General features: G+C 41.6%; 18 protein-coding genes, 1 tRNA gene, 1 other RNA gene, 1 riboswitch and 1 other annotated feature. Of the genes, 4 read left to right on the top strand and 16 right to left on the bottom strand.

The features are described 5' to 3' along the window. Window positions 1–247: 247 nt before the first annotated feature. From IHV11_RS20975 to tadA, 7 genes are all read right to left on the bottom strand, one after another. Window positions 248–514 (bottom strand): pro-sigmaK processing inhibitor BofA family protein, encoded by a 267-nt coding sequence (locus IHV11_RS20975; protein ID WP_066390460.1) that lies wholly within the window; start codon window positions 512–514, stop codon window positions 248–250. A gap of 76 nt (window positions 515–590) precedes the next feature. Continuing rightward, entirely contained in the window at window positions 591–815 is a 225-nt protein-coding gene (locus tag IHV11_RS20970) for a YaaL family protein (protein WP_066390458.1), read from the bottom strand. 17 nt (window positions 816–832) lie between these two features. Beyond that, a complete protein-coding gene (recR, locus tag IHV11_RS20965; protein WP_066242586.1) occupies window positions 833–1,429 on the bottom strand; it encodes a recombination mediator RecR in 597 nt (198 codons plus the stop codon). Between the two features lie 9 nt (window positions 1,430–1,438). Beyond that, on the bottom strand, window positions 1,439–1,756 hold the full coding sequence (locus IHV11_RS20960; RefSeq protein WP_370568729.1) for a YbaB/EbfC family nucleoid-associated protein: 318 nt from the start codon (window positions 1,754–1,756) through the stop codon (window positions 1,439–1,441). Window positions 1,757–1,773: 17 nt separating this feature from the next. Continuing rightward, window positions 1,774–3,483, bottom strand: a complete 1,710-nt coding sequence (gene dnaX / locus IHV11_RS20955) for a DNA polymerase III subunit gamma/tau (protein WP_197134836.1) — start codon at window positions 3,481–3,483, stop codon at window positions 1,774–1,776. 106 nt (window positions 3,484–3,589) lie between these two features. Further along, window positions 3,590–3,854, bottom strand: an RNA gene (ffs, locus tag IHV11_RS20950) — signal recognition particle sRNA large type. A gap of 86 nt (window positions 3,855–3,940) precedes the next feature. Continuing rightward, the gene (gene tadA / locus IHV11_RS20945) at window positions 3,941–4,444 is read right to left on the bottom strand and encodes a tRNA adenosine(34) deaminase TadA (RefSeq protein ID WP_231620433.1); all 504 of its coding nucleotides are present in this window, start codon (window positions 4,442–4,444) and stop codon (window positions 3,941–3,943) included. 151 nt (window positions 4,445–4,595) lie between these two features. Between tadA and IHV11_RS20940 the strand changes: the two genes are divergently transcribed. The 3 genes from IHV11_RS20940 (at window position 4,596) to IHV11_RS20930 (ending at window position 6,633) form a co-directional block, all read left to right on the top strand. Next, the gene (locus IHV11_RS20940; protein WP_197134839.1) at window positions 4,596–5,210 is read left to right on the top strand and encodes an isochorismatase family cysteine hydrolase; all 615 of its coding nucleotides are present in this window, start codon (window positions 4,596–4,598) and stop codon (window positions 5,208–5,210) included. A 116-nt stretch (window positions 5,211–5,326) separates the two neighbouring features. Beyond that, on the top strand, window positions 5,327–5,968 hold the full coding sequence (locus tag IHV11_RS20935; RefSeq protein ID WP_066390445.1) for a deoxynucleoside kinase: 642 nt from the start codon (window positions 5,327–5,329) through the stop codon (window positions 5,966–5,968). Continuing rightward, the gene (locus IHV11_RS20930) at window positions 5,965–6,633 is read left to right on the top strand and encodes a deoxynucleoside kinase (protein WP_066390443.1); all 669 of its coding nucleotides are present in this window, start codon (window positions 5,965–5,967) and stop codon (window positions 6,631–6,633) included. Before IHV11_RS20935 ends, IHV11_RS20930 begins: the two co-directional genes overlap by 4 nt. A 50-nt stretch (window positions 6,634–6,683) precedes the next feature. On the opposite strand, the gene IHV11_RS20925 is transcribed toward IHV11_RS20930, so the two are convergent. The 9 genes from IHV11_RS20925 to guaB form a co-directional block, all read right to left on the bottom strand. Continuing rightward, window positions 6,684–7,499: a MetQ/NlpA family ABC transporter substrate-binding protein gene (locus IHV11_RS20925; protein WP_066390441.1), complete on the bottom strand. Its 816-nt coding sequence runs from the start codon at window positions 7,497–7,499 to the stop codon at window positions 6,684–6,686. Window positions 7,500–7,815: 316 nt separating this feature from the next. Next, window positions 7,816–8,415, bottom strand: a complete 600-nt coding sequence (locus IHV11_RS20920; protein ID WP_197134867.1) for a methionine ABC transporter permease — start codon at window positions 8,413–8,415, stop codon at window positions 7,816–7,818. Between the two features lie 55 nt (window positions 8,416–8,470). Beyond that, window positions 8,471–9,484, bottom strand: a complete 1,014-nt coding sequence (locus IHV11_RS20915; protein WP_197196111.1) for a methionine ABC transporter ATP-binding protein — start codon at window positions 9,482–9,484, stop codon at window positions 8,471–8,473. A gap of 68 nt (window positions 9,485–9,552) precedes the next feature. After that, a riboswitch (SAM riboswitch) is annotated at window positions 9,553–9,658 on the bottom strand. A 219-nt stretch (window positions 9,659–9,877) separates the two neighbouring features. After that, window positions 9,878–9,970: transfer RNA gene (locus tag IHV11_RS20910), tRNA-Ser, on the bottom strand. Between the two features lie 333 nt (window positions 9,971–10,303). Beyond that, on the bottom strand, window positions 10,304–11,578 hold the full coding sequence (gene serS, locus IHV11_RS20905; protein WP_197196110.1) for a serine--tRNA ligase: 1,275 nt from the start codon (window positions 11,576–11,578) through the stop codon (window positions 10,304–10,306). A 164-nt stretch (window positions 11,579–11,742) separates the two neighbouring features. Further along, window positions 11,743–11,959: a binding site (T-box leader), on the bottom strand. 37 nt (window positions 11,960–11,996) lie between these two features. Beyond that, window positions 11,997–12,581 carry a pyridoxal 5'-phosphate synthase glutaminase subunit PdxT gene (gene pdxT, locus IHV11_RS20900; protein WP_197134848.1) on the bottom strand — a complete coding sequence of 195 codons (585 nt, stop codon included), beginning with the start codon at window positions 12,579–12,581 and terminating at the stop codon, window positions 11,997–11,999. 4 nt (window positions 12,582–12,585) lie between these two features. Next, entirely contained in the window at window positions 12,586–13,470 is an 885-nt protein-coding gene (pdxS, locus tag IHV11_RS20895; RefSeq protein WP_197196109.1) for a pyridoxal 5'-phosphate synthase lyase subunit PdxS, read from the bottom strand. A 174-nt stretch (window positions 13,471–13,644) separates the two neighbouring features. Continuing rightward, on the bottom strand, window positions 13,645–14,955 hold the full coding sequence (locus IHV11_RS20890) for a D-alanyl-D-alanine carboxypeptidase family protein (RefSeq protein ID WP_312035340.1): 1,311 nt from the start codon (window positions 14,953–14,955) through the stop codon (window positions 13,645–13,647). 128 nt (window positions 14,956–15,083) lie between these two features. Then, entirely contained in the window at window positions 15,084–16,541 is a 1,458-nt protein-coding gene (guaB, locus tag IHV11_RS20885) for an IMP dehydrogenase (protein ID WP_197196108.1), read from the bottom strand. Between the two features lie 134 nt (window positions 16,542–16,675). Between guaB and IHV11_RS20880 the strand changes: the two genes are divergently transcribed. Next, complete coding sequence (locus IHV11_RS20880; protein WP_197196107.1) at window positions 16,676–17,653, top strand: YaaC family protein; 978 nt, start codon at window positions 16,676–16,678, stop codon at window positions 17,651–17,653. Window positions 17,654–18,294: the final 641 nt, after the last annotated feature.

Below are 18,294 nucleotides of genomic sequence, written 5' to 3'. Positions count from 1 at the left end.
TTTTGTAAGCCGCTCGTTTTAGCGACTTTATTAGGATAACATCTTTATAATAAGAAGTCAACCTCTTTTTAAAATTTGTTTCCCGCCTGCAACAATGTTTCATGTGTTGCGGCGACAAGAACTAATATATCACGTATTGTGATTTGAGGTCAATAGTTATTTTGAAATTACTTTAAATAAATGAAAAAAGGTTTAGAGAGCTTATTATCGCTCTCTAAACCTCAGTTTAAGAATACATATGAATGCTCTAGTTCAAGATAAAGAATTCAATGGCTACTAATGAAGCTATGCCAGGTAGTCCAGCAATTCCTGAGATCAGCGCCGTAAAAGCATTGATCGGAATATGAATATCATATGAGTTTCCTATCGCGTTTAATAAGAATAACAACAGTGCACCAATACAAAAACGCGTAATGCCGAATCCGATCCAGCGTATTGGCCGCATTGGAGCACCTACAAGCAGCAGAACAAAGATGATCGTTCCAAGAATAGCAATTACAGTTATTGGCTCCATTCCTAATCCCTCCTATACAACATCCAAGTTATTTACTAGACATTGTATGGGAGTTGTCCAAAAAAAAGACCAGCAGTTATTTTAACTTGCTGGTCGTCACGTTTCTTTTTTTCGCTTCTTTTAATAAGAAGAAGTATTTTGATTCTGCTAGTTGAAGCTTGAAGATAACCTCTTCAGATGGCTCGACACTGCGTTCGACCATTTCTTTTTGGTGCATCCAGTCTATCTTTAGCTCATCAAGACTTTGAAGCAGCTCTTCATCTCCGGATCGCTTCAATCGCCCTTTTCGGGAAAAAAACATGCAAGCAACCCCTTTAGTTAGATTTCTCTTCTTCCTTCAAGTGCTTTGGAAAGCGTTACTTCATCTGCATACTCCAAGTCTCCACCTACAGGCAGACCGTGGGCAATACGAGTAATCTTGATACCCGTTGGTTTTAGAAGTCTTGCGATATACATGGCAGTGGCTTCTCCTTCAATGTTCGGATCAGTAGCCATGATAATTTCTTGAATGCCTTCATCTGTTAGACGCTTCAACAGTTCTGCGACTTTAATGTCCTCAGGTCCTACTCCGTCCATCGGTGAGATGGCGCCGTGGAGAACATGGTAAAGTCCGCGGTATTCTTTCATTTTTTCCATCGCAATAACATCCTTGGAATCGTGTACGACACAGATTGTCGTTCGGTCTCTGCTTGAATCGTCGCAGATCATACAAGGATCACGGTCAGTAATATGAAAGCAGTTGGAACAATAGATAAGCTGACGTTTCGCGTTAACGAGTGCTCGTCCAAAATCCAGCACGTCATCTTCTTTCATTTCCAATACGAAAAATGCCAGGCGAACCGCCGTTTTCGGTCCGATGCCCGGCAATTTCATAAAGCTTTCAATCAGCTTTGAGATCGGTTCAGGATAATGCATAGTCTATTCCTAGAACATTCCAGGAATGTTTAGTCCTTTTGTGAATTTGCCCATGTCTTGTGATACGAGTTCGTCTACTTTCTTAAGTGCATCGTTCGTAGCCGCTAACACAAGGTCTTGAAGCATGTCGATATCATCTGGATCTACAACTTCCTCTTTAATGATAATGTCGATGATTTCTTTGTGACCGTTCGCTTTAACAGTAACCACGCCGCCTCCAGCTGTACCTTCGATCACTTTATCTTTTAATTCCTCTTGAGCTTTTGCCATGTCACGCTGCATTTTTTGCATTTGCTTCATCATATTGTTCATGTTGCCTTTCATCATCGTACAATTCCTCCTTCTTATTCTTCCTCTTCTTTTATCTCAATTAAATCATCGCCAACCAATTTGATCGCCTCTGCGATGAGAGGGTCTTCTGTTTTTTCTTTTTCTTCAGAAGATGGCTGGCCTTGCTGTTGTTCTTTAATGAAATCAGCTTTTAGTTTCTGCCATTCCGGATCCAAAATGGATAGCATGGACAGGTTCTTTCCTATTGTACTATAAACTGCGCTTTCTACATAGCTTCTGTTGTTCTCTTGAGATGCCATCTGACGGTGAATTTCATGCTGGAACGCAAGCAAAAAGATCTGATCTGAACAAGCTACAGGCTCTGCCCCTGAAAGAAGAGCATAAGCACTTACTTTTTCAGAACGTATCTTATCTAAGATCTCGCCCCACATCCCTTTAAGCTGAACAAGATTTGGTTTCTTTGCTTTTTTGAGCATCTCTTTCACTTGCGTTTGTGATGCTCCGCCTTGTCCTCTGATCACTCTTTTCTCTCTTGGAGCTTCTGCTTCGGTTTGTGCAGACGAACCATTAGAAGACCAGCCGCCTTCTTTCATCTTTTTTAGTTCATGTTCTAATTGATCGATTCTTTGCATTAACGGTTCAACAGAAGGATTCCCCGCTTGTGACGAGATCCCTTCTTGTTTTTGATAACAAATCTTGATGAACGTCGTCTCTAAGAAAATCTTAGGATGGTTCGTCCATTTCATCTCTTGCTGTGCGGCATTCAACTGACCGATTATCGAATAGATGTCTTCTGCAGCTGTAGCCTCTGCTAATCGTGCAAAGTCTTCATCCGTTGAGACCCGCTCTAACAGCTCTTCTAATTGAGGTGCCGTTTTATATAGAAGCATATCTCTATAATAGTAGATAAGGTCTCCTAAAAAGCGAACAGGATCTTTTCCTTCATGTAAAAGTTCTGTCGATAACGTAAGAGCTTTCGATACATCTTTTTCTAAAAATGCTTCTGCCATCTCAGAAAGATGTTTTTGTGAGGCTGAGCCAGTTACCGACAAAACATCTTCGACTCTTACCTTATCATCACTGTAGGAGATCGCTTGGTCGAGGAGACTCAATGCGTCACGCATTCCACCTTCTGCTGCTCTTGCAAGCAGTTGAAGAGCTTCTTCATCCACTTCGGTACCGTTAGCGTCGACGATCTGCCTCATTCGTCCGATGATAGACTGTGAAGATATCCGCTTAAAATCAAATCGCTGACATCTAGAAACGATCGTTGCCGGAATTTTATGCGGCTCTGTTGTTGCCAGAATAAAAATAACATGGCTCGGCGGTTCTTCTAACGTTTTTAACAACGCGTTAAATGCACCAGTTGAAAGCATATGTACTTCATCTATGATATAGACTTTGTACGTAACAGAGGACGGCGCAAATTTTACTTTGTCCCGAATATCCCTTATATCATCTACACCTGTATTAGACGCAGCATCGATCTCTAAAACATCAGAAATCGAGCCGTTCGTGATCCCTCTACAAGCGTCACATTCATTACATGGCTCAGAAACCGGAGCCCGTTCACAGTTAACAGCTTTGGCAATAATCTTCGCCGCACTTGTTTTACCCGTTCCTCGTGGTCCTGAAAACAGGTAGGCATGGGAAAGCTTGTCCTGCATCAAGGCATTTTGGATCGTTTTTGTAATGTGTTCCTGCCCGACCATATCTTCAAAGCTCTGTGGCCTCCATACGCGGTAGAGCGCTTGATAACTCATCCCTTTGCCTCCTTTAAATCACTTGCATTCTTTCTATATTATACTGAAACATTACAAAAAACTCACCCCTGAAACAAGGGTGAGTTATTGTTTATATATTAGAATGCCGCGCACCTCTCTTTGGAATAGTCAACCTATGCGTACAAACGCAGTTAGCTCAGTCCAGGTTGCCCCACGGCACACGAAGTGGTCCACTTACTGCTGCTTCCTTCCGGACCTGACAGGGTTCATGGGTCTCCGTTGCGCAGGACCCGGACATCAACACCACTTACGTCCGTCAGACCATACGTTGAACTAGCCGAGGAGAGGAATTCAACCTCGCTACAGCGGATTGCGAGTACAGGGCACCGCTACCTCCCCATCTAGCGCGACAAAGTGTATAACATTGTTAGATGCACAACTAAATGTGCAAGATTTAGTATACTATGTCCTTTTAAAAAAATCAACCGCAGGAGCACTAAAGCTCCTTCCTACGCTCTTCCTTTTCCTTCCTTTTACGATCGCGAAGGTTTCTAAAAAAACGGGAAAGAATCTGACCACATGCTTCACCTTTTACACCGGCCACAACCTCACATTGGTGGTTGAAGCGAGCTTCTTGTAAAAGGTTCATTAAGGTTCCCGCACAGCCTCCTTTAGGATCAACCGCACCGTACACAACACGGCTTACTCTCGAGAGGACAATCGCACCAGAACACATCGCACACGGTTCAAGCGTCACATATAGCGTTGCTCCTTCCAACCGCCAAGCATCCAGTTCTCTACATGCCTCGTCAATGGCTAAGAGCTCCGCATGAGCGATCGCTCTTTGTTCGGCTTCACGCAGGTTATGAGCCTTCGCCACTATACGGTCGTCCATTACTAAAATGGCACCAATAGGAACTTCACCAATATCTGCTGCTTTTTGGGCTTCTTCTAGTGCAAGCTCCATGTAATATTCGTCTTTTTCTAAGGTCTCCATCATTTTCGCTCCAAAGTTTTAGTTGTAAGAGATTATACAAGAGGTTTTGCTAATAATAAAGAAAGGAATGGTTGTATAGATTAAAATTCACTTCCTTTATATAGATGAAACTAGGATTTTTTTATTAAAGCTAAAATGAAAGAGAGAGATCGTTATGGAAAAACCACATCAACACGAGGACAATAAAGTTCCTGTCGCTATGCTTATTATTGACGTGATCAATGACTTTAATTTTCCTGAGGCGCCGCTCTTGTTAAAAACTTCTGCACCAATTGCCGATAAAATTCTTGAATTGAAAAACCGAGCTAAAAAAGAAAACATTCCGATTATATATGTGAACGATAACTTTGGACAATGGCAATCTGATAAGCACAAGCTCGTCGATTATTGCACCACACAATCCGGTGGTGAATTCGTAAAAAAGTTACAGCCTGACGATGACGATTTTTTTGTCGTCAAACCAAAGCATTCTGGATTCTTCTCTACACCTTTATCGACTTTATTAAACGAGCTTGGGATACAAACTTTAATCTTATGCGGAGTAGCAGGTAACATCTGTGTCCTCTTTACAGCGAACGACGCATACATGAGAGGTTTTACTCTTTTTGCACCATCTGATTGTTCGGCTTCTAATATAGAAGAAGATAACGAAAGAGCTTTAATATTGATGGAAAAGACATTAAATGCTGATATAAGCATGAGCAACGATTTAAATTTACGAGCGATCATCGATCAGGCAAAAGAAAACAAACATAAAATGATGTACTAAATAGCATATTTACCATTAAATTTTTACCGATATTCTCACCACCTTTTCCAAACGTATGCTACAATATTCTTTGTCTGTAATTTTTCGTTTGTCATTTATAAGGGAGGAAAAGGAAGATGAGTTCAACCCCCTTTATCGCAGTTGAAGGGCCGATTGGCGTAGGGAAAACATCGCTCGCAAAAGCTATTGCTGAGCACTATAACTTTCAATTATTGAAAGAGATTGTAGAGGAGAATCCTTTTCTCGGAAAATTTTACGACAACATCGATGAGTGGAGTTTTCAAACCGAGATGTTCTTTCTTTGCAACAGGTATAAACAGCTTGAAGAGATTCAAGGGCAGTATCTATCTAAACAGATTCCTGTCGTTTCTGATTATCATATCTTTAAGAACCGTATTTTTGCCGGTCGAACGCTAAAAGACGGTAATCTTCATAAATACATGCAGTGCTTTGATATCCTTACTGAGGATATGCCTGTACCGAACGTGATCATCTATTTAAACGCTAGTCTTGATACGTTGCTGGACCGCGTACGTAAGCGTGGACGTTTCATCGAGCAAAATATGGAGCCGGCGTACTTAGAACAGCTAGCTGAAGATTACGAGACGTTCATGACTGCCTTTAAAAAGCAGCACCCGGAGATTCCTGTACTCTCGTTTAACGGAGATGATTTAGATTTTGTTGCGTATGAAGCGGATAAAGAGAAGATCTTTTCCTTAATCGATGCAACTCTGAAAAAAGGAGAAGTTGCGCGATGAGTAAACTCATACAATACGGAATCCCAAATGATGCTGTCATTACAGTGGCAGGTATGGTAGGTGCGGGTAAATCTACATTTACAAATGCACTTGCTGAAAAATTAAAGTTTCGTACATCCATGGAGAAAGTGGATAACAACCCATACTTAGAAAACTTTTATCATGATTTTAAGCGCTGGAGCTTCCACCTGCAGATCTTCTTTTTAGCAGAACGCTTTAAAGAGCAAAAAAGAATGTTCGATTATGGCGGAGGATTTGTTCAAGACCGTTCCATTTATGAAGACACGGGTATATTCGCTCGTATGCACTTTGATAAAGGCAACATGTCTGATGTGGATTACGAGACGTATACACATCTGTTTGAAGCGATGGTCATGACGCCATACTTCCCGCAGCCTGATTGCTTGATATACTTAGAAGGCTCTCTTGATGATATCTTAGCTCGTATTCAAAAACGTGGACGTAAGATGGAGCAAGAAACACCGGTTTCCTACTGGGAAGAGATGTACGACCGCTATGAAAAGTGGATCGCTTCTTTTAATTCTTGTCCTGTGCTCCGTGTGAATATTAACGACTATGATCTTCGAGACAATCCAGAATCCATCGATCACATCGTAGAAAAGATCGCACAAAAAATTGAAGCGAAACGAGAAGTTCGCTTATAAACATAAAAACCCCGGTTCTCATTCTTATGAGCCCGGGGTTTTGTTTGATTTTATTTCTTCATCCATTCTGGTTTTCCGAAGCCTTCGAACTCCTTATCGATCACTTCTTCAAACTCCTTCGATTCCACTACCTTTTTAATATCTTTTGCAAAAGCAGAATCAACATCTTTCGTGTTCACCACAACACGGTTACGGTACGTGTCGGGCATGTTCTCTAATTGGATCGCATCTAATAAATCCATCTTAGCTGCGAGTGCAAAGTTACCAGGCACAGCTGCAACATCTGCACTTTGAACAGCACGCGGAAGCTGTGCGGCTTCTAGTGGTTTGAACACGAGCTTCTTAGGGTTATCTTTAACATCTTTTTCGGAAGCTGTTAGTTCGTTGATTCCTTCCTTGATGGTGATCAGTTTTGCATCTTCAAGCATGAGCAACGTACGTGCTAAGTTAACAGGATCATTCGGTATTGCGACCGTACTGCCTTCTTTTATGTCCTTAACGGATTTGAATTTCTCAGAATAGAGACCCATCGGTGCTGTAGGAACGATGATAACTTCTGAAAGCTTTAAGTTCTTTTCTTTTGCGAAATTCTCCATGTACACTTTGTGCTGAAAAAGGTTAGCATCAAGATCCCCTTTTGATAAAGCCATGTTTGGTTGAATATAGTCGCTGAATTCAATGACTTTTACTTTATACCCTTTTTTCTCAAGTGAGGGCTTGATGGCTTTGTTGACCATGTCGGTGTAAGGTCCTGCTGTTGCGCCTAAGGTTACTTCTTTATCTTTTGATGCATCTGATGAAGATGAGCATCCTGCTAAACCGAAAGCTAGCAGTGCTGTTAGTAGTGTAAGTATGATTTTTTTCATGTTGATCCCCTTTAAAAATTGTTTTTGCTATTACATGATGTTTTTTTTAGCGGTTGATTTCCGTTCCAGATGCTCCCTTTCCGGGGGGCGTGCGGTGAGCCATCTTATGTATTTTAAGATTTGCTCCTGCGTCTACAAGAATTACTACCGAAGTGAGCTTCCTCGTCGCATGCCTTGCGAGATGTTAATTCATGTAGAAGGCACGCTGATCCCCCAGGAGTCTCGCATCTTGCACTCCAATCAACTTGCCGAGAAGTCTTTTAAACCTAAACCTTTAAAGATAAATTTATCTTCGTCTTACCTTTAGTAAATAAATTTATCGTTTATTCACAGCCTTCGCTGCACCGTCTCCGATGACTTGCATGAGCTGGACGATTACGATTAGTAGGATTACGGTTGTGAGCATGATTGTATTGTCGTATCGGTAGTAGCCGAAGCGGATTGCGAAGTCTCCGATTCCTCCGCCACCGACGATACCTGCCATGGCTGAATAGCCTAGCAAGCTGATTGCTGTTACTGTTATCGCTTGAACGATTCCTGGCTTTGCTTCTGGTAGAAGGACTTCACGGATGATCATCCATGGCGTCGCGCCTACTGCAACGGCCGCTTCAATCACTCCTTTATCGATCTCTCGTAAAGAGGTTTCTACGAGCCGCGCAAAGAACGGGATGGCTGCAACGGATAGAGAAACTGAAGCTGCAGTTGGTCCGATCGTTGTTCCGGTAATGAGCTGTGTTAATGGTAACAACGCGACTAATAAAATGATGAATGGTACAGAGCGGATCAAGTTCACAAGAATGCCCGCTATCTGCTTGATCCACACATTTTCAAATAACAATCCTTTGTCGGTAACAAACAGTATAATTCCTAGAGGTAATCCTACAATTAATGAAACACCAAGTGATATAGCGACCATATATAACGTTTCAAAGAATGCTTTATTCAGATCTGGAAGGATATTCAAAATAGAATCAAGCAACTTTTTTCACCACCTCAAGATTTTCTATGCGACCTTCAATATATGAGATCGCTCGCTTCACTTCTGCCCCTTCACCGACTAGTTCCATGATGAAGATACCAAGCGGTGTTTCCTGAATATATTCGATTTTTCCGTGAAGGATATTCCCTTTTACGTTAAAGTTTTGGAAAAGCTCAGAAACAACAGCCTCTTCTGCAATTGCTCCTTTGAACTGGATCTTAATCACAGTTCCTTTTCTATTTTTCAGAAGAGGTTCTGGCAGATCCATTTGAATTACAGAGCTGATGAACGTTTTTGTGAGCTCTTTTTCTGGATTAGCAAAAATGTTGTACACGTCACCTGACTCGATGATTTCTCCATCCTGCATGATCGCCATTCGGTGGCAGATCTCTTTTACCACTTCCATCTCGTGCGTGATCAACACGATCGTAATGCCTAACTTTTTATTGATGGACTTCAGTAAGGAAAGGATCGATTTCGTCGTGTTCGGATCAAGAGCTGAAGTAGCTTCATCACATAGCAAAACCTTCGGATCATTGGCAAGTGCTCTTGCAATACCTACTCGCTGTTTCTGCCCCCCACTCAGCTGAGAAGGGTACTGATCTTTTTGATTCTCCAATCCCACCATCTTTAAAAGCTCATTTGTTTTATCTTTGATTTCTTCTTTCGTTTTTCCTGCTGCTTTTAATGCGAACGCAATGTTTTCAAAAACGGTCTTCGCACTAATCAAATAAAAGTGCTGAAAGATCATACCGATCTTAAGACGCTCCTCGCGTAACTCCTTTTTCCCGAGCTTCGTAATCGAGATGCCATCGATCTTGATTTCTCCTGATGTTGGTTTTTCCAATAAATTAAGACAGCGCAGCAACGAACTCTTCCCAGCACCGCTATATCCTACAATGCCAAAGATCTCACCTTTGTCGATCGTCAGTGACACATTCTTCACTCCGACGATTTCTTTGCCTTTTACTTTATATAATTTCGTAACGTCATTGATCTCGATCATATGCCATCCCCCTTACAATATAAAAAAGCCCTCTTCATTTCATGGAAGAGGGCGAATAAGTAAACATCGACTTATCTTCCAGAATGAATCATCATTCTGCAGGAAGTAGCACCGTTCCTAATGGAGGTTGCCGGACGTCATAGGGCCTGATCCCTCGGTCTCTCTGAATAAGTATTGCATTATTGAATTAAGTTATAGTTGTCATCATACGCCCTGTCTAAAAGTTCTGTCAATACTAAATTTTATCACTTTAAAGTGTTAGCGCTTACATACGTTGGGATGAATGGTTAAAATATTTTAGGATTTTCTGTCGGTGTTTGAATGCGATTCTTAAAAAGAAAAAATACAACAAAAAACCTCATCCGAGAAATCAGATGAGGTTGAATATGTATATGGAGGAGGTAGAGGGATTCGAACCCCCGCGGGTCGTTAAACCCCTGTCGGTTTTCAAGACCGATCCCTTCAGCCGGACTTGGGTATACCTCCGTGTGACTGACAAGAACTATAATAACATGCTGATAAATATAGTGTCAACGGTTTTCAAAAACTTTTTTTGATTTTTTATTTGTTTCTTTTGTAGGTATGCTTTTACGGTACGTGTTCTTATATTTATTACACGTTCACCGATAAAACAGTGCTTACCACCTGTAGTTCTATGACTTTCAACTGTGAATCCTGAATTTTCACCGCTAGAACTCTTCCCACCACCTGAAAACTTGTTCGGACCACCGATAATGAAGCTTTTACACCCATTAATAGATAAAAGCTGACTCTAAAAGTCCCTTTGGATACCTTTTAAGAGTCAGCTTCTTTCACTGTTTACTTAATTACTTCTTTGTTGCCCATATAAGGACGGAGAACTTCTGGAATGACTACAGTGCCCTCTTCTTGTTGGTAGTTCTCTAAGATAGCAGCTACTGTTCGACCAATCGCAAGTCCAGATCCGTTTAGCGTGTGAACGAATTCTGGCTTCCCTTTTGCATCGCGACGGAAACGAATTTGAGCACGGCGCGCTTGGAAATCTTCAAAGTTAGAGCAAGAAGAAATCTCGCGGTACTCACCATAGCTCGGAAGGTATACTTCGATATCGTACTTCTTAGCTGCTGTAAAGCCTAGGTCAGCTGTACACATGCTGAGTACGCGGTACGGAAGGTTGAGCAGCTGAAGGACTTTTTCAGCGTGTCCTGTAAGCTTCTCGAGCTCCTCATAAGAATCCTCAGGTTTAACGAAGCGAACAAGCTCTACTTTGTTGAACTGATGCTGACGGATCAAACCGCGCGTGTCGCGTCCTGCAGATCCCGCTTCAGAACGGAAACAAGCGCTGTACGCCGCATATGTGATCGGAAGTTCGTCAGCTGTTAGAATCTCTTCTCGGTGCATGTTCGTTACAGGAACCTCAGAAGTTGGAATCAAGAAATAATCTTCTTCACGAATTTTGAACGCGTCTTCTTCAAACTTTGGAAGTTGACCTGTTCCTGTCATGCTCTGACGGTTAACCATGTACGGAGGCAGCACCTCTGTGTAGCCATGCTCATCTTCGTGAAGATCCATCATGAAGTTGATAAGTGCACGCTCTAAGCGAGCTCCTAATCCTTTATAAAAAGCGAAACGGCTGCCTGTCACTTTTGCTCCACGTTCAAAATCAACGATGTTTAGTTCAGTTGCGATATCCCAGTGAGGTTTTGCTTCAAAAGCAAACTCAGGAACATCTCCCCAGTGACGTACAGGTACGTTATCGTCTTCTGTATCACCAACAGGAACACTTTCATGCGGAATGTTAGGCAATGTTAGCATGATGCCGTGAAGATCTTCTTCTACTTGACGAAGCTCTTCATCCATCGTTTTGACCTTGTCACCTACTTCGCGCATCTCTGTGATCAGGTGGTCCGCGTCTTTTTTCTCACGCTTAAATTCTGCTACTTGCTTAGATACTTCGTTACGCTTAGATTTCAAAGCTTCCGTTTCACCAATTAACTCACGGCGGCGCTGATCTAATGCTTCGAACTGATCTAATCCAGATAAGTCTTCACCACGTGCAGATAACTTTTCTTTTACTTCTTCAAAATTGGCACGAACAAATTTTAAATCTAACATGTTTATATCCTCCTTTAGTTTATAAAAAATCACGGTTTTCTTTTGCTTTGCAGCTATTGAGAGTAGTTGACTCCGTTTTTAGGTCGCTCGCTTTCCGCGGGATGTGCGGTGAGCCTCCTAGAAAACAAAAAACTCCCGCCCGCTATCTCTAATAAAAAATTAGAAATAGGGACGAGAGTTAACCCGCGTTGCCACCCTAATTGCAATAGATAATTCTATTGCCGGCTCAATTACATGTAACGGTTCTTCACCGGAAAAGCTTACTTGCGTTTCAGCTCTTCACTCGAGGATGGATTCACAAAACACCTTGATCGGTTTTCACCAGCCACCGACTCTCTAAACAAAGTAATTTTTGCTACTAGTTCCTGTCATTGATTTTTTATAATGATTTTATAGTAATGTACAGCATTTTTGTATTTTATGCAACTACTTCTTTAGCGGTTTGTACCATTTTTACAAAATATTGATGAAGTCGATAGTCGTCCGTCAGCTCTGGATGGAACGCTGCACAAAGGAAATGTCCTTGTTTAGCCGCTACGATTCGATCGTTATGCTTCGAAAGAATTTCCACTTCCGGTCCGACTTCTACGATGAACGGTGCTCGAATAAATACTCCCGTATAATCTTCACCAACGCCATGTATCATCAGCTCCGCTTCAAAACTGTCCACCTGGCGCCCGAACGCATTGCGCTCAACCGTCATATCGATCAGTTCAAGATGTGCTGTATCTTGTCCTTGAATGCGTTTAGCCATCAAGATCAATCCTGCACATGTGCCGAAGACTGGTTTGTTCTGAGCAAACTTCTTTAACGGTTCTAGAAAGTGATATTTATCGATCAATCGTCTCATCGCTGTACTTTCGCCGCCTGGCATCACTAATCCATCAAGGTCTGTTAGTTGATCTACACGCTTTACCGCTACGGCTTCTGCTCCACTTGCTTCAATCGCTGCTACATGTTCGCGTACCGCACCTTGTAAGGCTAATACTCCGATTTTTAGCATGTAATTACCAGCCTCGCTCCTGCATGCGCTCACCGTGAGCTAGTGTAGAGATATCGATGCCTTTCATTGCCGTTCCAAGATCCTTAGATAGTTCAGCGATTAGTTTGTAATCTTGGTAATGAGTTGTAGCTTCTACGATGGCACGAGCAAACTTTTCAGGATTCTCAGACTTGAAGATACCTGATCCAACGAATACGCCGTCAGCGCCAAGTTCCATCATGAGTGCTGCATCAGCTGGTGTTGCGATACCGCCTGCTGCAAAGTTAACGACAGGAAGCTTGCCTGCTTTTTTAATTTGAAGAAGAACTTCGAATGGAGCGCCTAAGTTCTTAGCTTCTGTCATCAACTCGTCTTCACTCATAGCAACCACTTTACGGATCTGTCCTTGGATCATTCTCATGTGGCGTACCGCTTCAACGATGTTACCAGTTCCAGGCTCACCTTTTGTTCGAAGCATAGATGCACCTTCAGCGATACGGCGTGACGCTTCGCCAAGATCACGTGCTCCGCATACGAATGGTACTGTGTAATCGCTCTTCAATAAGTGGAAAACTTCATCTGCTGGAGTTAGTACTTCACTCTCATCGATATAATCAACACCCATCGCTTCAAGAACACGCGCTTCAACGATGTGTCCGATACGGGCTTTCGCCATTACGGGAATAGAAACAGCATTCAGAACTTCTTCTGTGATTGTAGGATCTGCCATACGCGCTACTCCGCCTGCAGCACGAATATCTGACGGAACACGCTCAAGTGCCATTACTGCTACCGCTCCTGCAGCTTCAGCAATACGAGCTTGCTCTGCGTTTACAACGTCCATGATGACGCCGCCTTTTTGCATTTCTGCCATTCCTCTTTTAACACGTTCAGTACCTGTTTTTAACATGCTTACTACCCCCTGAATTATATGTGTTATAACAACAATTTTCGGTTGTTTTAAGATAAAACTAGTATTCTCATCTATTTTATCGCAAATCAAAAAAATCGCAAGCTCTCTCTATTTTCTGAAAAAAAGAAGTTCTTCAGCATGTGCTAAAGAACTTCATGAATTCCTATAAAATTAAAACCAGCCTTTAACCATATCAACGGCACCGGACCAAAGTCCCCCGAAGAATCCGCCAACACCACGTAAAGCGAGGACGAACCAGTTTGCTTTTTCAACGGATTGTGTGGTTACTACTTCAGTTTTGCCTTTTGTTTCTCCATCGAGCAGGTAGCCATAGTCTTCTCCACTGCCTGTATACTCAACATTGATATGACCGACAACCTCACCTTTTTTAACAGGTGCAGTCAGTTCGCCTTCTTTTGTCATCTTCTTCTTATCCATAACAAATTTAGGCTTATAGTTTTCTTTTTCTCCTCTTTTAATCACCATGGAAAGAGGTTCTTTTGTAGCAACTTTAACTTCTTTTTCCTTACCTTTTACGACAGGAACTGTTTTGTTGCTCTTTACTTGATAGTTATCTGGTAGAATCTGCTCTTTTTCAAAGTTTGCAAATCCAAAATCAAATAATTTTTTCGTTTCTTTGAATCGATCTAAACGAGTATCTGTTTTCATAACCACTGAAATGAGGCGAGTATCTCCCTTTTTCACTGTACCTGTAAAACAGTTACCAGCAAGATCCGTTGATCCTGTTTTTAATCCGTCTACTCCCTCATAGCCACTATTGAGCTCAGGAAGCATCCAGTTCCAGTTCTCCATCTGAATTTCATCATCGGTGCCCTCGCGGAATTTCAAACGTGGAACACTCGCTGTTTCTAATACTTCTGGATGATCTTTAAGTAAGTTGTAAGCTAGAATAGCAGTAGCACGAGGACTCATCATGTTCTCGTCTGTTTCACTGCCTGAATTATGGTTGCCAAACAGGTCTTTATTATTTAGGCCTGTAGAGTTAACAAAGTTAAAATCTTTCATGCCTAGTTCTTTCGCCTTGGCATTCATCTTTTTAACGAACTCACCTTCTGAGCCCGCGATTAGTTCAGATAATGCGATCGTTGCTCCATTAGCCGAATAGATCGCCATCGCTTGGTATAACTCACGAACTGTATATTTTTCATCTACACGTAAAGGTACGTTCGATAACGTTCGATTTTGAGAAATCTTATGGGCATATTCAGAAATACTCGTTTTCTGATCCCAAGATATCTTTTTCTTGTCAATGGCTTCTAGTAATAGGTATTCGGTCATCATCTTACTCATACTTGCAGGAGCGAGTAACTTATCAGCATTTTTCTGATATAATATTTTCCCCGTTTCTGCATCCACAAGTATAGCCCCTTCAGCCGCTACATCTAAAGACGGTGCCGCACTTGCTGACTTTGAAAATCCTAATAAACTCGTCGTAAAAAATGAAAAAATCAGTGTCACCACTAAAAGTTGTTTTATCTTGCTGTTCAAAAAACTGCACCTCCAAACCCATTTACACACAAAAGTTATTGTACCATACACATTTTCAAAAAAATAGACAGAGGTTATACCTCTGTCCTAAAAATGTGTCTTTAGACTGAATAATTTGGTGCTTCTTTAGTAATTTGAACTTGATGCGGATGACTCTCACGAAGACCAGCACCCGTGATTTTTACAAAACGGGAATCATTTTGAAGCTCATCGAGCGTAGCTGTTCCACAATAACCCATACCTGAACGGATACCACCGATCAACTGATAAATCGTATCAGCTAGTGGTCCCTTATAAGGTAAGCGTCCTTCGATACCTTCCGGAACAAGCTTCTTATTATTTTCCTGGAAATAGCGGTCGCTGCTTCCTCGCTCCATCGCTCCGACAGAACCCATGCCGCGATACACTTTAAATTGGCGTCCTTGGAAGATTTCACGCTCTCCTGGACTCTCAGATACACCTGCAAGCATACTGCCCAGCATTACAGCATGTCCGCCTGCTGCGATCGCTTTAACGATATCTCCAGAGTATTTGATACCACCATCTGCAATGATCGGTACTCCATACTTCTTCGCTTCGGTTGCACAATCATAAACGGCAGTTACTTGTGGAACACCTACACCGGCAACAACACGAGTTGTACAGATCGATCCAGGTCCAATTCCTACTTTCACAACGCTTGCTCCTGCTTCAATTAAATCACGAGTAGCTTCTGCTGTAGCAACGTTACCTGCAATGATCGTTAATTTTGGATAAGCCTCTCTAACTTCACGAACTTTTTGCAGAACGCCTTCAGAATGACCATGAGCTGTGTCGATCACGATTACATCCACACCGGCATCAACTAACTTCTCAACGCGAAGTAGTGCGTCCTTCGTAACACCTACTGCAGCGCCTACTAATAGACGACCTTGTGAGTCTTTTGCAGAGTTCGGGAATTCGATTACTTTTTCAATATCTTTAATGGTAATCAAGCCTTGAAGCGTACCTTCATCGTCCACGAGTGGAAGCTTTTCAATCTTATATTGCTGAAGTGTCTTTTCAGCTTCTTTTAACGTAGTGCCTACAGGAGCAGTCACTAAATTTTCTTTTGTCATCACGTCTGAAATCTTAATGGAATAATCTTGTACGAAACGTAAATCACGGTTCGTCAAGATACCTACTAATTTTTTATCTGCATCAACGATTGGCACACCGCTGATACGATACTTGCCCATCAGATGCTCAGCGTCAAATACTTGATGTTCAGGTGTCAGGTAGAACGGGTCTGTAATTACGCCGCTTTCAGAACGTTTAACACGGTCGATCTGTTCTGCTTGTTCTTCAATAGACATGTTCTTGTGTACAATTCCTAAACCGCCTTGTCGTGCCATAGCGATCGCCATGTTTGCTTCTGTTACTGTGTCCATACCAGCACTGATAATCGGAATGTTCAATTGAACCGTATCAGATAACCTCGTTTTAATCGAAACATCACCAGGCAGAACTGACGATTTTGCTGGAATTAATAACACATCATCAAAGGTCAAACCTTCTTTTGCAAACTTATCTTGCCACATACCTTAACCACCCCTTCAAATTTATCTTCCTGAAAAATATTATTTGTAGATTATCAACTGGGTACACTAGTGTCAAGGAATACAAAATATGTTCGATTTTTCAAATAATTTACGAAGAGAGGAATGACGAAGAAATGATGACGCAACAAGACCCTTGGGCTTTATTCGATATGTTCTTTTCCTCTCAAAAATCACAGCAATTCTTAAGTAAACAATACGACCAGCTACATCTTGAAGACAGCAACGGTAAAAGTTTTGATAATACATATGGGTTTATTTACTATATCGAGCACGGAAAGAAATATTATAAACTTGCCGATCAAGCACCTATGGAGCTAAAGCCTGTTCTCCTCTTTTACGGCATGACTCAGCTTATGAAGGCATGCATATTGTGTAGCGATCCTGATTACCCGGATTCAAGTGCAGTTCTTGCACACGGACTCTCTACAAGAAAAAGAAAGAAAAGAAGTTATGAATTTCTTTATGATGAGGTAAAAGTACAAAAGACGGGTCTGTTTAATCATTTTTGTGAAAAAGTGTTTCACATGAAACATATTGAAGGAGAAAAATTCACGATGATCTCTCTTCTTCAAACAGTGCCAGAATTATGTCCTTTATTTAAACAAATGAATGGAGATGTTCAACTCGTTAAAATGGATAAGAAAAATGATACAACATTTTATCTTCCGAAGCACGTTAACGATCATCTACATATGTCATTAGAAAGATTTAATGAATACATGAACGGCTTGTTTCCGTCGAAGTTTTCTTTTGTTTTGAGTGGTAGGGACGATAAGATGCAGCTTGTTTTTGAGGCGAATGAATCGTTACGACCGTTTGATTGCTTTCCGTTATCGTATCAACTTCAAGATAACACGTACTACCTACCTGTTAACCGTGATCTGCTGCAATCTCCTGAGCTTAACGAGTTTATGGTGCACTATGTGATCCTCTACAACTTAAGTATGTTGAGCAGATACGATACCGAATGGTGGAGCGAACTTTTTCATACGTATACTTCAGAAGAATTACCCTATATCCAACAGTTCTTAAACATTACAGCACAAAAGATCCCATACCTTTTCGGGGTTATGCTGCAGATGAAGAATTGAGTATGATTTTGAGTTGGTTGTAGTATCGTTTTGCGATCGGATGAAAATGTCGTAAATCGGATAAAATTGTTTATCCGTGAAATTATGAAGCTTATCCGTGAATATATGGAGGATTACCGTGAATAAAATCACGATTACCGTGAAATTATGTGCGGTGGAGTTGATAGAGAGAGCTGATTAGGGGTTTTGCGTGTTGCTTCTGAGGTGTTTATGTTGGTTTTTAGCTTGGGTGTTGTTTGTGGGAGCTGCTTGAGGGGCTTTTGGGATGGATTTTGGAGCTTTTACTGAAGAATATCGCGAGGTGGAAGATGGCTGTGGCCATCTTCTTCGTATTTTGAGGGTTTTGAGGGGGTTTGAAGCGTTAAAGAGTGCGTCCCGCGAATACCACAATGGGTATCTGCTAGTCCTAATTAAGTCTAAATAAGAAAAATTAAGTCAAAATGAGAGCGAATTAAGTCGGAACGGACCTCTATTAAGTCTAAAAACAAGAATAAAGGCGGTTCGCTAAATCTCGACAACCGCTCTCAGCCCGAACCAAGCGCTATACCCCCTAGCCTTCCATCCCCAGCCCCCATAATCAGAAGTTTGGCAATCGCCAAACCACCTTTCTTCTTTTCTATCTTTTAAAAAACACAAAAAAA

This window comes from Fictibacillus sp. 26RED30, from assembly GCF_015903845.1.
GTDB lineage: Bacteria > Bacillota > Bacilli > Bacillales > Fictibacillaceae > Fictibacillus > Fictibacillus phosphorivorans.
This window is presented reverse-complemented; position numbering and strand designations above follow the sequence as displayed.

Coding starts and splice junctions, on each gene's coding strand:
- IHV11_RS20975 (WP_066390460.1), bottom strand. CDS start 514: ATGGAGCCAATAACTGTAATTGCTATTCTTGGAACGATCATCTTTGTT.
- IHV11_RS20970 (WP_066390458.1), bottom strand. CDS start 815: ATGTTTTTTTCCCGAAAAGGGCGATTGAAGCGATCCGGAGATGAAGAG.
- recR (WP_066242586.1), bottom strand. CDS start 1,429: ATGCATTATCCTGAACCGATCTCAAAGCTGATTGAAAGCTTTATGAAA.
- IHV11_RS20960 (WP_370568729.1), bottom strand. CDS start 1,756: ATGATGAAAGGCAACATGAACAATATGATGAAGCAAATGCAAAAAATG.
- dnaX (WP_197134836.1), bottom strand. CDS start 3,483: ATGAGTTATCAAGCGCTCTACCGCGTATGGAGGCCACAGAGCTTTGAA.
- tadA (WP_231620433.1), bottom strand. CDS start 4,444: ATGATGGAGACCTTAGAAAAAGACGAATATTACATGGAGCTTGCACTA.
- IHV11_RS20940 (WP_197134839.1), top strand. CDS start 4,596: ATGGAAAAACCACATCAACACGAGGACAATAAAGTTCCTGTCGCTATG.
- IHV11_RS20935 (WP_066390445.1), top strand. CDS start 5,327: ATGAGTTCAACCCCCTTTATCGCAGTTGAAGGGCCGATTGGCGTAGGG.
- IHV11_RS20930 (WP_066390443.1), top strand. CDS start 5,965: ATGAGTAAACTCATACAATACGGAATCCCAAATGATGCTGTCATTACA.
- IHV11_RS20925 (WP_066390441.1), bottom strand. CDS start 7,499: ATGAAAAAAATCATACTTACACTACTAACAGCACTGCTAGCTTTCGGT.
- IHV11_RS20920 (WP_197134867.1), bottom strand. CDS start 8,415: ATGGTCGCTATATCACTTGGTGTTTCATTAATTGTAGGATTACCTCTA.
- IHV11_RS20915 (WP_197196111.1), bottom strand. CDS start 9,484: ATGATCGAGATCAATGACGTTACGAAATTATATAAAGTAAAAGGCAAA.
- serS (WP_197196110.1), bottom strand. CDS start 11,578: ATGTTAGATTTAAAATTTGTTCGTGCCAATTTTGAAGAAGTAAAAGAA.
- pdxT (WP_197134848.1), bottom strand. CDS start 12,581: ATGCTAAAAATCGGAGTATTAGCCTTACAAGGTGCGGTACGCGAACAT.
- pdxS (WP_197196109.1), bottom strand. CDS start 13,470: ATGTTAAAAACAGGTACTGAACGTGTTAAAAGAGGAATGGCAGAAATG.
- guaB (WP_197196108.1), bottom strand. CDS start 16,541: ATGTGGCAAGATAAGTTTGCAAAAGAAGGTTTGACCTTTGATGATGTG.
- IHV11_RS20880 (WP_197196107.1), top strand. CDS start 16,676: ATGATGACGCAACAAGACCCTTGGGCTTTATTCGATATGTTCTTTTCC.